The organism is Rhizobium sp. BK538, assembly GCF_014197575.1.
Lineage (GTDB): Bacteria > Pseudomonadota > Alphaproteobacteria > Rhizobiales > Rhizobiaceae > Rhizobium.
Map to the genome: position 1 here is coordinate 1 of NZ_JACIFT010000046.1, position 13,928 is coordinate 13,928.

The window sequence follows — 13,928 nt, forward strand, 5'->3', positions numbered from 1 at the left end:
GTCATGAAAGGTGGCTCAGCCATGGATTCGATACAAATCGAAAGGAGCACGCTATGAAAAGGTGATTGATCTTGACGGCGAAATCCTCATGTGAGTTTAGAGCTGTGGCTATCCGGCCATGGCTTCCTCGTATTCCGACGAAAGCTCCAGCCACAGCTCTTCAGCCACAGCGAGCTTTGCGGCAGCCTCGCCACGCTGTTTGGCTTTCTCGGCGGCTTTCGCAGGCGCCTTTTCGTACAGCAGCGGATCTGCAAGTTCCGCATCAAGCGCCTGAATCAGTTTCTCCAGCTTGCCGGTCAAGGATTCGATTTCGTTGATCTTTTTCTTGAGCGGCGCAAGCGACGCGCGTTTCTCTGCATTCAGTTTGCGCTGGTCCGCCTTCGAGGCGGACTCTTCAGCGAGCTGAGGCCTCTCATCCTTCTTTTTACCCGATGTGACAACGAGGTCGCGATACTCGTCCATATCGCCATCAAAAGTCGTCACGGTGCCGTTGTTGACGAGCCACAATCGATCGACCGTCGCCTCGATAAGATGGCGGTCGTGGGAGATCAGGATGACGGCGCCCTCGTAGTCATTCAGCGCCTCGATGAGTGCTCGCCGGCTGTCGATGTCGAGATGGTTCGTCGGCTCGTCGAGAATCAGCAAATTCGGCGCGTGGAAGGCGGCGAGACCCATCAGCAGCCGGGCTTTCTCACCGCCGGAAAGATCCTTTGCCGCTGTCGACATCTTCTCCGTCGCGAGGCCCATCTGGGCGACACGCGCCCGCACCTTTGCTTCGGGTGCATCCAGCATCAAGCGGCGCACATGCTCGACCGGTGACTGGTCGGGGATCAGGTCGTCGAGCTGGTGCTGCGCGAAGAAGCCGATCTTCAGGTTTGGGGCGAGCTTGACTTCTCCCGCCTCCGCCGACAGGCGACCGGAAATGAATTTCGCGAAGGTGGATTTGCCATTGCCGTTGGAGCCGAGCAGTGCGATGCGATCGTCGTTGTCGATACGCAGATTGAGGCCTCTCAAGATCGGCTTGCCAGGCTCATAGCCGACCGCGCCACCGCTGATGGCAACGATGGGGGAGGCCGGCTGCTTTTCCGGCTCGGGGAAGGTGATCGGCTGCACGTGATCTTCGATGACGGCTGCCACTGTGCCCATGCGCTCCAACGCCTTGACGCGGCTCTGCGCCTGGCGGGCCTTGGAGGCTTTCGCCTTGAAGCGATCGATGAAGCTCTGCAGGTGTTTGCGCGCGGCCTCGTTCTTCGCTCGTGCCTTTGTCTGCAGCTCGTCGGCTTCGGCCTTCTGCCTTTCGAACTGATCGTAGCCGCCGCGATAGAAGGTGAGCTTCTTTTGATCGAGGTGGACGATCGCGTTGACGGCGTTGTTCAGCAGGTCACGGTCATGGCTGATGATGATGACCGTGTGCGGATATCGACGCACATAATCCTCGAGCCACAATGTGCCTTCGAGGTCGAGGTAGTTGGTCGGCTCGTCGAGGAGCAGCAGGTCGGGCTCGGAAAATAGAACCGCAGCGAGGGCGACGCGCATCCGCCAGCCGCCCGAGAAGGACGAGGCCGATCGCGACTGCGCTTCCTGATCGAAGCCGAGGCCGGCCAGAATGGCGGCGGCGCGCGCTTCCGCAGAATGCGCATCGATATCGACGAGCCGCATCTGGATTTCGGCGATGCGGTGCGGATCGGTGGCGCTTTCCGCCTCCGCCAGCAAGGCTGAGCGCTCCTTGTCGGCTGCCAACACGATTTCAATCAGCGCGTCTTCTGTTCCCGGTGCTTCCTGCGCCACCTGACCGATGCGGGCATTTTTCGGGATCGATATCGAACCGCTTTCCGAAGCCAAGTCGCCGGTGATGACCCGAAAAAGCGTGGACTTGCCCGCACCATTGCGGCCCACCAAGCCGGCCTTGGTGCCGGCCGGTAACGAAACGCCGGCGTGATCGAGAAGGAGGCGGCCGGCAACGCGCGCGGAAATATCGGAAATCGTGATCATGGTTCGGTTTTTGTCGGAACTCTTGGCCGAAGGCAAGGGCGCGCCGAAGCGGGACGGCACGATATGGCGGAAAGTTACATTACTTCCGTAACCTTTTGCTAATTGGCGTGTGTTGAAGTGCATTGCACGCCATGATTGTTTCGGCGGTGGGCTCGTGCGATGTCGGCGCGGATTGAAGGATAGGCATTCATGTCCCGCAACGCCGATATTCTCGTGGTGGTCGCGAGTTTTACGTTCATCTGCCTGCTTTCAGCCGTCGCCTTGCTCTTTCCCGCCGGTCCGTTCGTCGTCGTTATCGCCTCACCCGACATTCGGGCAGCGCAAATGCACCAAATGATCGGCGACGCGGGCGGGCAATATATCGCGGAAGGACGCTACCCATGGATGGCAGTCGCCCATTCCGATCATGCCGGTTTCGCGCAGCGCCTCCTCAGGCATGGAGCGCTGCTCGTTACTAACCACTGGATGACCGAGAGTTGTTTGATGAGGGGGACTGTATGAAATCGATCGACAGCCTGCGCATGCGCGTCGCCGGTGGCATTCTGCTGCTGCTCTGGATAGATCTGGGCCTTCTGGCCCTCAGGCTGTTCGCCTATTCCAGCCTTCCGGCAACGGTGGTTACTCTCTGCGGCGTCGCCATCGTGGCGTTGGCAACCATTCTCTGGTTCATCGATCGAGCAGGTGCTGTCACCCGTGTGGTATCGTCCATGGCACACGCGGCGCTCGTCGCTCTGCTCGTGTACAGTTTCAGCGGCTCGCCGCTGCAGATTGACATCCATATGTATTACTTCGCAACGCTGGCGATCTGCGCGGCATGGATCGATTGGCGCGCGATCATCGCCTATGCCGCCGTCGTTGCTGTTCATCACCTGGTGCTTTTCTTCCTGTTGCCGGTGGCGGTTTTTCCCGGAACCTCGGATTTCACGCGCGTGCTTTTACACGCGACGGTTCTGGTCCTGCAGAGTGTTGTGCTAGTCGCCCTCGTTCACCGAGTAGCAAAAGCGCTCGCGTTTGTGGAAACTGCGGAAGAGGCGGCCGAGTGGGCGACGGCAGCCCAAAGGGCTGCCGAGGAAATGGGAATCAAGATGATGGAGACGGAAGCACGTGCGGCGGACGAGCGCGCTACGCGGGATCGCGAGCGCATCGAGCAAGCCGAACAGACGCTCTTTGCTGTCAGGCGGCTCGATGAAGCCCTTGCCGCTTTGGCAAGCGGCGACCTATTGTTCCGGCTGCAGCAACCCTTCGCTGGTGATCTCGAGCGCTTGCGTACGGCGTTCAACCTTTCGGCCGGGAATCTGCAGGAGGTCATGTTGACGGTCGGCGATGCTGCCAGGGCCGTTCGCTCCAGTTCGTCATCGATCCGCGATTCCAATAACGACCTTGCCCGGCGTGCAGAGCAACAGGCTTCCTCGGTTGAGGAGACCGCGGCTGCCGTCACGCAGATCGTGGAGACCGTCCAACAATCGGCGAAACGCGCGGAGGAGGCGGGTCAGTTGGTGGCGCAAACCGTTGAGGTGGCGCAGAAGTCCAACGCTGTGGTGGTTGCCGCCGTTGGTGCCATGGGGAGAATAGAGGGATCAGCCAGGCAAATCGGCAATATCGTTGGGGTCATCGACGAGATCGCGTTTCAGACCAACCTTCTCGCCTTGAATGCGGGTGTTGAGGCGGCGCGAGCGGGCGAAGCGGGCAAGGGATTTGCAGTCGTCGCTCAAGAGGTCCGCGAACTGGCACAACGCTCCGCGGTCGCCGCGCGCGAGATCAAGACGCTGATTGCCTCTTCGGATGCGCAGGTGCGGGAAGGCGTCTCCCTGGTAAACGATACTGGACACACGCTGACGCTGATCGCCGCGAGCGTTACGAACATTCGCGTGCACATCGACGCCATCGTCGAGGGCGCGCGCCAACAGTCAGCTGCTCTCGGCGAGATTGGTTCGGCAATCGGCGCAATTGATGCGATCACGCAAAAGAATGCTGCGATGGTTGAGGACTCGACTTCCGCGGCCCGCCTGCTCACGACGGAAGCCGAGCGCCTTGAGGATATCCTCGGTCGCTTCGCGGTCGTTGGAAGACAGTCAGTGCTTCGACTGGCGGCGGGAGAATGAAGGCGCCGTACTTTGCGATAAGCGCATCGTGGCCTTGGGGCGGATGAAAGCTTGAGCGTGGCGCTCAGCGCCCAAACGCTTGCACGGGTTGCCGGCGGTTTGATTGGGCAGCGTAGAGTGCGACACGCGCATTTGCCTGCAACTGCGATGCCGTCGCTGCGTCGGCGCTCAGTGCGATCCCGAGCGAAATCGTCAGCCTCGTCCCGGTGCCGTTGTCGGAGGTCGCGAAGACCAGGTTGTCCTCCGCCGACGTGCGCAGGCGTTCAGCAATCACGACGGCCTCTTGCATGCCCACATTGGCAAACAGCAAGGAGAATTCGTCACCGTCCGTTCGCGCGACAACGTCATTCTTCTTGATTGATTTACGGAAGATGTCCGCCAGCTTCTTCAACAGCCGGCTGCCGGTGTGTGTGCCGTAGCGACTATTGAATGCCTTGAAGTCATCGATATCGACCATGATGAGAGCACTGCCGGCGAAGCCTTCGTCGCGTTCATAAAGATCGGCGATTACCTTGTTGAGCGCGATACGGTTTGGCAGGCCTGTCAGTTTGTCGGTCGTGGAGGCAACCTGCGCCGCCGCCACACCGCGTGCCAGCGTCTCAAGCCGTTCGAGATCGGCTTGCAGCTTCGTCTGCAGCGCCGTTTCTCCGCTTGTCGCTTCCTCAAGCGCTTGCGAGAGATACTCCATCTCGTTCATCAGAGAGGACAGGCTCTGTTCCTGATCGCCGACGATTGAGTTCAATACGGTTTCTGCCGCCCGCGTGAACGCTCGTCTTTGGATAAGGCAGTCGGCAAGATGCTCTGCTGCCTCTCGCAGGAGTTTGGCGGCCTCTGCCTGGGACGTATTGTCGATCATGCCGCAATGACTGACGAGACGGTACTTCAGGCCGAGATCATCGAGGGAAGCCTGGTTCGGAGCCGAGCCGAGGGATGCGATATCCTGTGCCAAGGCTGCGTTCTGCCCGATGATTGCCTCGTACAGAAGTTCGTAGTTGCGAGGCAGGCCCGCAATGCCGATACGCGTGATATGCTGGCTGACCCGTTGGATGTCCGTTCCAGAGCCTGGGCGTGAGGCTTCGCGTTGCACCTGTAAATCCGATGCTGCATGTCGCATGACCGTCCCCTTCGCTCGTCGGCCCTGTTCGGCCTGGCGCTGTTCTTCCTATGCGTGCAATGGCTTAAGATAGGTTGAATCCCGACCGTCTGAGGGGCGTGCGCCCGGGTGGTTCTTATGACGCGGTTAACGGGTGCTTGATGCTCAGTTGTCGAGCCATCGTTTGCCGTCTGCGCGCAGGTAGTATGCGAGGTCGAGGCGGAGACTGGCTTTTCCGAGCGCCGTCAGCGTCATGTGGCATTGGCCACGGTGATGGGTTTGATGATTAAAGAAATGTGAGAGGCCCGACCACAGCGGTTGCCTGATCTCGATCGGCTGGATGATCGGCATGTAGGTGAAGTTCGCAGCAAGAGAGGATTCATCGAGCGTATCTATCCAGTTTATGATCCGCTGGTCTTCGATTTGACGGACCCCGAGTAGTGACGGAAGATCCTCGTGAAGCACGCTGTCGAGCGTTGAAGGGGCATCGCCGGTGCCGGTAAAGCGCTTCATCCAGATCCGATCGGCCGCCAGGAGATGATTGAGTGTTTTCTGCAGCGAACCAAAAAAGGCCCCCCGATTTTCCTGAAATTCCGCCTCTGTCAGTTCGGACGCGGCGGCGTATACGATCGCGTTGGCCCAACGATTGTAATCCGCAAACATCTTATATTGTTTCAGCATTTTCTATCCTGCCTCCATTTGGCAGCTGATGTTAAGGCAATTTAGGTCAATCATCTTTGATAAGACCATGAAAGTCGATGATGGTTGGACTGTAGGCTGGAACATGACAGCGGCGTGAAATTGCCGATGCCCACTTGTTTTCGGGCTATCAGGCGGGTAAACACCGCCCACTTTTCCCACGGAATAAAGGATTTTGACCAATGGCGATTGAACGCACTTTCTCGATGATCAAGCCGGACGCAACGAAGCGCAACCTGACGGGCGCTATCACCAAGATTCTCGAAGACGCCGGCCTGCGCGTCGTCGCTTCCAAGCGCGTCTGGATGAGCAAGCGCGAAGCCGAAGGCTTCTACGCCGTTCACAAGGATCGCCCGTTCTTCGGTGAACTCGTTGAAACCATGACCTCCGGTCCGACCATCGTTCAGGTCCTGGAAGGCGAAAACGCGATCCTCAAGAACCGCGAAGTCATGGGTGCGACCAACCCGGCCAATGCTGACGAAGGCACGATCCGCAAGGTTCACGCCCTGTCGATCGGCGAAAATTCGGTTCACGGCTCGGACGCTCCGGAAACTGCTGCTCAGGAAATCAAGTACTGGTTCTCCGACACCGAAATCGTCGGCTGATTCAGGCTCTCAGCGAAACCGCTGAAGCTGTTGAATTGACTCTGAAAGCCGGGGCTCTGCTCCGGCTTTCTACGTTGAAGGACAGGTCGCAGCGGAATCGTAGTCTACGGTGCCGTCCGGTTTGAAGACCTCGGGGTTCTTCGTATAGAACGGCCCAACGACCAGCGGCTTACCGGGCATGACAGACTGGTCAAGGCTCGAAATCACCTCGGTCTTCAGGCTTTGCAACGTCTCTCCGTTGGCATCGACAAGGCGAACGCTCACGGCGTAAGGCTTGTCCTTCTTGACGCAATGAAGTGCCGGGCTCTGCAGCGTGATTTGGTCCCAGAACGGGTAGATCTTTTCACTGGTCACTAGCACGTCTCCGCCCGCAGGGTTCTCGAATTCCGCGATGGCGACGGTGCCTTCCGGGATCGGCGCCTTCTTGTTGAGGGTCACGACATAAGTCGCCACCGCGATCCGGTAGTTGAAAACGAAGACGCGGCCATTGACCTCGACCAGCTTGTCGGTCTCTCGCTGGCACCCTGTCAGCATTGCGGCTGCAACGAAAACGGCCATCGATAGCGCTTTCATGGCGCCTCCTCCTCTTTCCTCCGGCGATAGTGGCGGCTCGCCTTGGCGCGATTGCCGCACACCGCCATGTCGCACCAGGCGCGACTTCTGTTCTTGCTGCGGTCGATGAAGAGCCAGCCGCAATTGCGGCAGATCTTCATCCGCTCGGGATCCTGCATCGCGATCAGCCGCAACACCGAATGTGCGGTTGCAGCGTCGAGCCCATTTGCGTCACTGGCGCCGCGCAGCGTGCGTGCAAGCGCCTCCAGAAGGGTGGCGAGCAGCTGATCGTCGTTGTCGCCTGAGACGCGAGCCCGGAAATACCTATCCGTCGCCTCGCGCAACTCCAGGAAGTTCCTTTTGTTATGTGGTGTCGGACCAACCATGTCACCGAAGATCGCCCGCTCCGCGCAGAACTCCGCTGCAGCCTGCGGAAAGGTTTCCAGTTGGGCGGGTGCTTCGAAACGGTCGATCCGTCGCGTCTCGTCATGCCGGAGGACAACGCTGTTGGCGACATCCAGTGCCAATGCGCCTCCGGAAAAGCGGTGTGGGGTCCAGGAAAAGCTCATGATGAAAATATAACTGGTAAAATACATTTTGCTAGTTATGATTTCTGCAATCGGGAGTTCTTTATGGCCTATCTGCTGCAGCAATTGGCGAACGCGGTCCCTGTGGCTGCACTCTACGCTGCGCTTGCGTTCGGCTACGCCATCGCCTTTGGGGTCACCAAGCGCGCCGATGTCACCTATGGGGCGATCTTCGCCTTCTCGGGTCAGATTTTGCTGCTCTTCACCGACCTCAGCTACAACAGGCTCTGGCTGATCCTGCCGGCCGCGCTGGCAATGGGGACGCTGTTCTCGTTAATCTATTCAATGCTGGCGGCGGCCTGGATCGGCCGCTCCATCATGCTGCCACTGGTGCGCCAGTCCTCGAACACAGTGATCGTGGCGGCGCTCGGCATCACTATTGTCCTCATGGAAACGGCCAGGCTTGCATCCGACACGAAAAGCCTGTGGCTTTCGCCCTTCCTGAACAGCGTCGTTGTGTTCTGGAGTGACGGGGCGTTCAAGGTCGCGCTTACGGAGATCCAACTCATCAATACCGGATTGATGTGCGTCATGATCGCGCTTGGCGTTATCATCATGAGGGGTACGTCCTGGGGGCGGCTGTGGCGGGCCGTCACCGACGATCCTCTGGCGGCAGAACTATGCGGCACCAGCGCCGATCGCGTCTTCCTCGTTGCCTACGCGGCGGCAGGCTTGATTGCCACAGCATGTGGCATCCTCGCCACTTTCTACTACGGCACGATGGATTTCGGTGCCGGTCTGATGTTCGGCCTCAAGGTCTTGATGGTTGCTGCCGTCGGCGGATATTCGGACCCGTTGAAGTCGGCCGCAGGCGCAGCCGGTCTCGGTGTCGCGGAGACGATGTGGAGCGCCTTCGGCCCCTATCTCTGGCGCGATCTTGTGGTGTTCTCGCTGCTTGTGCTTCTTCTCGTCCTCAGCAGGAGGGAGCGAGCCATACCCTGATTATTTCCACTTGTCGCGTGCGGCGTCATCCGCGTCCCTGGCCGCAACCCATTCGCCCGTAGCGCCATCCTTGCCGTGCTCCTTCTTCCAGAAGGGAGCGGCTGTCTTCAGGTAGTCCATCACGAAATTCGCACCGTCGAATGCAGCCTGTCTATGGGGCGCAGCGGCGACGACCAGCACGATATTCTCCCGCGCAGCGATCTTGCCGTAGCGGTGGATTGCCGTCAGGCCGAGGAGCCCGAAGCGCTCGATCGCAAGGCTGGCGATCCGGCTCATCTCCGCCTCGGCCATGCCAGGATAATGTTCGAGTTCGAGCGCTGCGAGCCTGCCGCCTTCGTCACGGCACAAGCCTGAGAATGTCACGATCGCGCCTATGCCGCTGGCACGCGTGCTGAGCCGATCGACTTCCGCCTGAAGGTCGTAATCCTCGCGCTGGACGCGAATATCGGGCTCGACCTTGCTGCTCACGTCAGCCTCCGGTCATCGGCGGGAAAATGCCGATCTCCCTGGCATTCCCGATCGGCTCGTCGTGCTCGACATGCTCCTGGTCGATCGCGACGCGAATGACGTCGGGAAACTGAAGCGCGGTCTCATATTCTTCGCCCATCGTCTTCAAATGATTCAGAAGATCGGCAACGGTGACGACGGAAGAGGGCAGGGCTATCTCTTCTTCAGCCTTGCCGATCCGTTCGCGCACCCAGGCGAAATAGACGAGCTTTGTCATTCTTCATCATCCACGATGTGCTTCAGGCCCGCCCGGAAATAGTCGTAGCCGGTGTAGATCGTCAGAATCGCTGCGATCCAGAGAAGGCCGATGCCGGTCTTCGTCGTATAGGGGAATATTTCGTCACCAGCAGGGCCGGCCAGCAGGAATGCGATCGCGACCAGTTGCACCGTCGTCTTCCACTTCGCAATCCGGGTCACGGGCACGCTGACCTTGAGGGCCGCCAGATATTCGCGTAGTCCGGAGACAAGGATCTCGCGGCAGAGAATGGTGATCGCCGCCCAAATGGACCAGCCGGCGATCGTCTGGTCGGCAGCCACCAGCAGGAGAATGGACGCGACCAGCAGCTTGTCGGCGATCGGGTCGAGCATCCGGCCGATATTCGATGTCTGATTCCAAATGCGGGCGAGATAGCCGTCGAGAAAGTCGGTGATCGATGCGATGACGAAGATCCACAGCGCCACCCATCGCGCCGTATTGCTGATCGCAAGCTTTCCTTCGAGAAAGAAGCACAGCACGATCAACGGCACTGCCAGAATGCGGCCGTAAGTCAGCAGGTTCGGTATATTATATGCGCGCGATGCCATGAAACATGTCTCTGAAGTGATGTGCCCGTAGATGACGGCTTTGACCGCAAAGCGTCAACATTCTTTCTGTTTTTTCGCTGCCTTTGCGTGGAATTTGCGACCGTCTCCACCTATTTCGCGGCGTCGTCGTGAAAATGGTTGTAAACCTGCTTGGCGACGGTCTCAGAAATGCCCTCGACGGCCATCAGGTCGGAAAGAGCGGCGCGGGAGACCGCCTTGGCGGTTCCGAAATGCTGCAGCAGGGCGCGCTTGCGCGACGGCCCGATCCCGCCGATCTCGTCGAGCGGATTCTTAACCATCTCCTTCTTGCGCCGGGCACGATGCGAGCCGATGGCGAAGCGGTGCGCCTCGTCGCGCATGCGCTGAATGAAATAGAGGACGGGGTCGCGCGGCGGCAGGGTGAAGCTCTCGCGTCCCGGCGGGAAGAAGCGCTCGCGCCCGGCGTCTCGGTCGACTCCCTTGGCGACGCCGATGGCGATCACGCTGTCGGTAATCCCCAGCTCCTCAAGGATGGCGCGCACGGCCGTCATCTGTCCCTGTCCGCCGTCGATCAGGATGACGTCGGGCCAGGCGGGGAAGGACATGTCGGCTGCATCTGCCGGCGGTGCCTGCTGGCTACGGTCCGGAATTCCCTCTTCCTTGATTAGCCGGGAAAAGCGACGGGTCATCACTTCGCGCATCATACCGAAGTCGTCGCCGGGCGTGATGTCGGTCGATTTGATGTTGAACTTTCGGTACTGGTTCTTCACGAAGCCTTCCGGCCCCGCCACCACCATGCCGCCGACCGCATTGGTGCCCATGATGTGGGAGTTGTCGTAGATTTCGACGCGCTGCGGCGTATAGGGAAGCCGGAACGTCTCCTTGAAGCCCTCGAGCAGGCGTGACTGCGAAGCCGTCTCCGCGAGCTTCCGACCGTGCGCCTCGCGTGCGTTGGCGATCACATGCTCGACCAGATCACGCTTCTCTCCGCGCTGTGGCACGAGGATGGACACCTTATGTCCGGTTTTTTCGCCGAGCGCGGCGGCAAGCAGTTCGATTTCCTCGACGGTCTCCGACAGCAGGACCTGCTTCGGCACTGGCTTGTCATCATAGAATTGCGCCAGGAAGGCGTTCAGCACCTCGGCTGCCGATAGTTGCGGATCAGCCTTTGGGAAGTAGGCGCGGTTGCCCCAGTTCTGTCCGGTGCGGAAGAAGAACACCTGGATACAGGAGACGCCGCCTTCATGATGGATGGCGAAGACATCCGCCTCTTCCACGCCGGCCGGATTGATGCCCTGGTGGCTGGAAACATGCGAGAGCGAGGCCAGACGGTCGCGGTAGACGGCGGCGCGTTCGAAGTCGAGATCCGCCGCCGCGAGGTTCATCGCCTTGGCCATATGTTCCTTGACCTTCTGGCTCTTGCCGGAAAGGAAGTCCTTGGCCTCCTGAACGAGCTCGCTGTAGCCCTCGTCGCTGATCTCACGTGTGCATGGCCCGGAACAACGCTTGATCTGATAGAGAAGACAGGGGCGGGTGCGCGTCTCGAAAACGCTGTCGGTACAGGTGCGAATGAGAAAGGCGCGCTGCAGCGAGTTGATCGTCCGACCGACGGCGCCGGCTGACGCAAAGGGGCCGAAATAGTCGCCCTTGCGGGCGCGGGCGCCGCGGTGTTTGAAGATCGCCGGGGCGCGGTGGTCGCCCGTGATCAAGATGTAGGGAAACGACTTGTCGTCGCGCAGCAGCACATTGAAGCGTGGCCGCAAGCGCTTGATCAGATTCGCTTCCAAGAGCAGCGCTTCGGTTTCGGTGCGCGTCGTTACGAACTCCATGTTCGCCGTCAGGCGCACCATTTGCGCGATACGGTTGGAGTGCACGCGGCCGAGCGCATAGTTGCTAACGCGCTTCTTCAGACTGCGGGCCTTGCCGACATAGAGGACGTCGCCGGCCTCGTTGAACATGCGGTAGACACCCGGACTGTTCGGCAGCCGTTTGACAAATTCGGCAATCAGTTCGGCACCGACGAGGCCGGTTTCGTTGATCCCGCCTTCATTCCAATCGATCGCAGCCGAAATCGGCGCAGCGGAGGCCTCGCTCTCCACTTCGATATCGTCGTCGCTTTCGTCCGTTTCGTCGTAAAGAACGCCGCCGTCCGGCAGCTTTCTTGAATTCATTCCATAATCTCCGCCACATCGGGCGTCTGCCAGGCAAGGTGCTGGCCGCCGTCGAGGGCAATCATTTGACCGGTGATCGAGGGCGTTTCGTAGAGGAAGCGAATCGTTTTGCCGAATTCCTCGAGCTTCGGCCCTCGCTTGAGGATAAGCGCTGAAACCTGAGCTTGGAAGTCTTCTTGCGACTGCCGTTCGCTTGGCATCGAGGGGCCGGGCCCGATGGCGTTGACGCGGATGCGCGGCGCCAGCGCCTGCGCCGTGGTCTGCGTCGCGGTCCACAAGGCTGACTTCGACAGTGTATAGGAATAGAAGCTCGGTCGCAGCGCCCAGACGCGCTGGTCGATAATGTTAATGATCAGACCATCCGCCCGTTCGGGCAGTTGCGCCGCAAAGTTCGCCGAGAGAATCGAGGGCGCGCGGACGTGGACGGCGAAATGCTCGTCCCAGGCCTTGGCGTCGATATGGCGGACGGAATCTTCGTGGAAAACAGAGGCATTGTTGACAAGCAGATCGATCGGTCCAAGCGTCTCTGAGACCTTCCTTATCAGATCGCTTGTCTCGTCAATTTTCTCGAGGTCAGCTTGCACGGCAAACGCCCGGGAGCCGCTTTGCCGCAATTCCGCCGCGAAATTCTCAGCCGCCTCAATCGAACGGCTGGCGTGGATCGCAACCGAAAATCCATTCGCGGCCAGATCCTCGACTATCGCCCTGCCTATTCTTTTGGCCGCTCCGGTCACGAGTGCCGTCCGAAGTCTTTTCTCGTTCAAAATCATGCCTTCTCGCCGCGAAACTCTGTTCGCTGCTTATATAGGCGCGGGAGAAGGTGAGATAAATAGCCGTTTTGATTGCGACGGCGCCGGAATTACTGTATGTATTAGTTAAGAATATATTTCCGTAAAATAAGTATTCATGATTTAACCATTCATTATGGTTAACAAATATTCTGTTGCGACAAAGCAACATCGAATTTCAGCCATCCAGGTGCCACAATCAAATCACAATTTGGCTCTTTCAAATCCTCAATTGGGCATCAATTTCTCTCCCTAACCGCAAGGGACATTTGTAATAGCCCGCGAATGCTTCGCTGTAGGACAGTTGACGAAGGACGCGGGTCTGAAAGGAGACGAGTATGCGTACGTTTATTGCTAGCCTGTTGGTTTCGACCGTTGCCCTTGGTGGGTTTTCCGCCGCTTATGCAGCCGATGCCGTTGATCAGATCCCGGAAGCTCCGGTTGCACAGAATGAACCGGCTCCAGCGGCCAACTGGCAGGGCTTCTATCTCGGCGGTGCCGGCACCTACAACATGGGCGGCTTTGGCGACAAGTACAACGCGCGCGCTCTCGGCGGTCAGATCTACACCGGCTACAATTGGCAGGCTGGCCAGATCGTATACGGTGCCGAAGCCGACATCGGCTACTCCGGCGCTGACGGTGCTGCTGGCGGTGGCACCGGCAAGAACGAAGTCAACGGCTCTATCCGCGGCCGTATCGGTTACGATCTGAACCCGTTCCTGCTGTACGGCACGGCCGGTCTTGCTGCTACGAAGAACAAGTTCAGCAACGCAGCCGGCTCTGACACCGACACGTCGCTCGGTTACACGGTTGGTGCGGGTGCAGAAACCTTCGTGACCAACAATATCACGGCCCGTGTCGAGTACCGTTACACCAACTACGCTGACAGCGACTTCAACGTCGGCGGCGCGAACATTTCGCGCGGCTACGACGAGCACAGCGTCAAGGTCGGTATCGGCGTCAAGTTCTAAGCCGAACATCAACTGCGGAAAAGCCGGGCTCTAGCCCGGCTTCAGAGCGCTGACAAACCCGTCGATTTTTCGGCGGGTTTTGTTTTTCGGATAGGATTTTTCTGGCTGCAGGATTTCTGGCGGAGGAAAGTCGGGT

The 13,928-nt window shown here is 59.2% G+C and carries 15 protein-coding genes; 5 read left to right on the forward strand and 10 right to left on the reverse strand.

The window, feature by feature from the left end:
* Positions 1–108 precede the first annotated feature (108 nt).
* Entirely contained in the window at positions 109–1,992 is a 1,884-nt protein-coding gene (locus FHX09_RS28935) for an ABC-F family ATP-binding cassette domain-containing protein (RefSeq protein WP_132591822.1), read from the reverse strand.
* Between the two features lie 189 nt (positions 1,993–2,181).
* Here FHX09_RS28935 and FHX09_RS28940 point away from each other — a divergent pair, with 189 nt between their 5' ends.
* Together FHX09_RS28940 and FHX09_RS28945 are read left to right on the forward strand one after the other, a co-directional pair.
* Positions 2,182–2,493 carry a hypothetical protein gene (locus tag FHX09_RS28940; protein ID WP_132591824.1) on the forward strand — a complete coding sequence of 104 codons (312 nt, stop codon included), beginning with the start codon at positions 2,182–2,184 and terminating at the stop codon, positions 2,491–2,493.
* Positions 2,490–4,094 carry a methyl-accepting chemotaxis protein gene (locus FHX09_RS28945; protein WP_132591826.1) on the forward strand — a complete coding sequence of 535 codons (1,605 nt, stop codon included), beginning with the start codon at positions 2,490–2,492 and terminating at the stop codon, positions 4,092–4,094. Before FHX09_RS28940 ends, FHX09_RS28945 begins: the two co-directional genes overlap by 4 nt.
* 64 nt (positions 4,095–4,158) lie before the next feature.
* Here FHX09_RS28945 and FHX09_RS28950 read toward each other — a convergent pair whose 3' ends face one another.
* Together FHX09_RS28950 and FHX09_RS28955 are read right to left on the reverse strand one after the other, a co-directional pair.
* Complete coding sequence (locus FHX09_RS28950) at positions 4,159–5,208, reverse strand: GGDEF domain-containing protein (RefSeq protein WP_184451077.1); 1,050 nt, start codon at positions 5,206–5,208, stop codon at positions 4,159–4,161.
* Positions 5,209–5,352: 144 nt separating this feature from the next.
* A complete protein-coding gene (locus FHX09_RS28955; protein WP_007800973.1) occupies positions 5,353–5,868 on the reverse strand; it encodes a DinB family protein in 516 nt (171 codons plus the stop codon).
* 200 nt (positions 5,869–6,068) lie between these two features.
* Between FHX09_RS28955 and ndk the strand changes: the two genes are divergently transcribed.
* Positions 6,069–6,491 (forward strand): nucleoside-diphosphate kinase, encoded by a 423-nt coding sequence (gene ndk, locus FHX09_RS28960; RefSeq protein WP_007800975.1) that lies wholly within the window; start codon positions 6,069–6,071, stop codon positions 6,489–6,491.
* 69 nt (positions 6,492–6,560) lie between these two features.
* Here ndk and FHX09_RS28965 read toward each other — a convergent pair whose 3' ends face one another.
* Both FHX09_RS28965 and FHX09_RS28970 read right to left on the reverse strand, forming a co-directional pair.
* On the reverse strand, positions 6,561–7,064 hold the full coding sequence (locus FHX09_RS28965; RefSeq protein ID WP_132591827.1) for a hypothetical protein: 504 nt from the start codon (positions 7,062–7,064) through the stop codon (positions 6,561–6,563).
* The gene (locus FHX09_RS28970) at positions 7,061–7,612 is read right to left on the reverse strand and encodes a CGNR zinc finger domain-containing protein (protein ID WP_037084032.1); all 552 of its coding nucleotides are present in this window, start codon (positions 7,610–7,612) and stop codon (positions 7,061–7,063) included. The genes FHX09_RS28965 and FHX09_RS28970 overlap by 4 nt, the downstream gene beginning before the upstream one ends.
* A gap of 63 nt (positions 7,613–7,675) precedes the next feature.
* On the opposite strand from FHX09_RS28970, the gene FHX09_RS28975 reads away from it, so the two are divergent.
* On the forward strand, positions 7,676–8,572 hold the full coding sequence (locus FHX09_RS28975) for a branched-chain amino acid ABC transporter permease (RefSeq protein ID WP_132591829.1): 897 nt from the start codon (positions 7,676–7,678) through the stop codon (positions 8,570–8,572).
* Here FHX09_RS28975 and FHX09_RS28980 read toward each other — a convergent pair whose 3' ends face one another.
* From FHX09_RS28980 to FHX09_RS29000, 5 genes are all read right to left on the reverse strand, one after another.
* Positions 8,573–9,040, reverse strand: coding sequence for a molybdenum cofactor biosynthesis protein MoaE (locus FHX09_RS28980; RefSeq protein WP_132591831.1), 468 nt, complete (start codon positions 9,038–9,040; stop codon positions 8,573–8,575).
* Between the two features lies 1 nt (position 9,041).
* Entirely contained in the window at positions 9,042–9,296 is a 255-nt protein-coding gene (gene moaD / locus FHX09_RS28985; RefSeq protein WP_132591833.1) for a molybdopterin converting factor subunit 1, read from the reverse strand.
* The gene (gene pgsA, locus FHX09_RS28990; protein WP_007800987.1) at positions 9,293–9,883 is read right to left on the reverse strand and encodes a CDP-diacylglycerol--glycerol-3-phosphate 3-phosphatidyltransferase; all 591 of its coding nucleotides are present in this window, start codon (positions 9,881–9,883) and stop codon (positions 9,293–9,295) included. The genes moaD and pgsA overlap by 4 nt, the downstream gene beginning before the upstream one ends.
* Positions 9,884–9,993: 110 nt before the next feature.
* Positions 9,994–12,033, reverse strand: coding sequence for an excinuclease ABC subunit UvrC (gene uvrC / locus FHX09_RS28995; protein ID WP_132591835.1), 2,040 nt, complete (start codon positions 12,031–12,033; stop codon positions 9,994–9,996).
* Positions 12,030–12,797 carry an SDR family oxidoreductase gene (locus tag FHX09_RS29000; RefSeq protein ID WP_037084034.1) on the reverse strand — a complete coding sequence of 256 codons (768 nt, stop codon included), beginning with the start codon at positions 12,795–12,797 and terminating at the stop codon, positions 12,030–12,032. The genes uvrC and FHX09_RS29000 overlap by 4 nt, the downstream gene beginning before the upstream one ends.
* Positions 12,798–13,159: 362 nt before the next feature.
* Here FHX09_RS29000 and FHX09_RS29005 point away from each other — a divergent pair, with 362 nt between their 5' ends.
* Complete coding sequence (locus FHX09_RS29005) at positions 13,160–13,792, forward strand: outer membrane protein (protein ID WP_132591837.1); 633 nt, start codon at positions 13,160–13,162, stop codon at positions 13,790–13,792.
* Positions 13,793–13,928 lie beyond the last annotated feature (136 nt).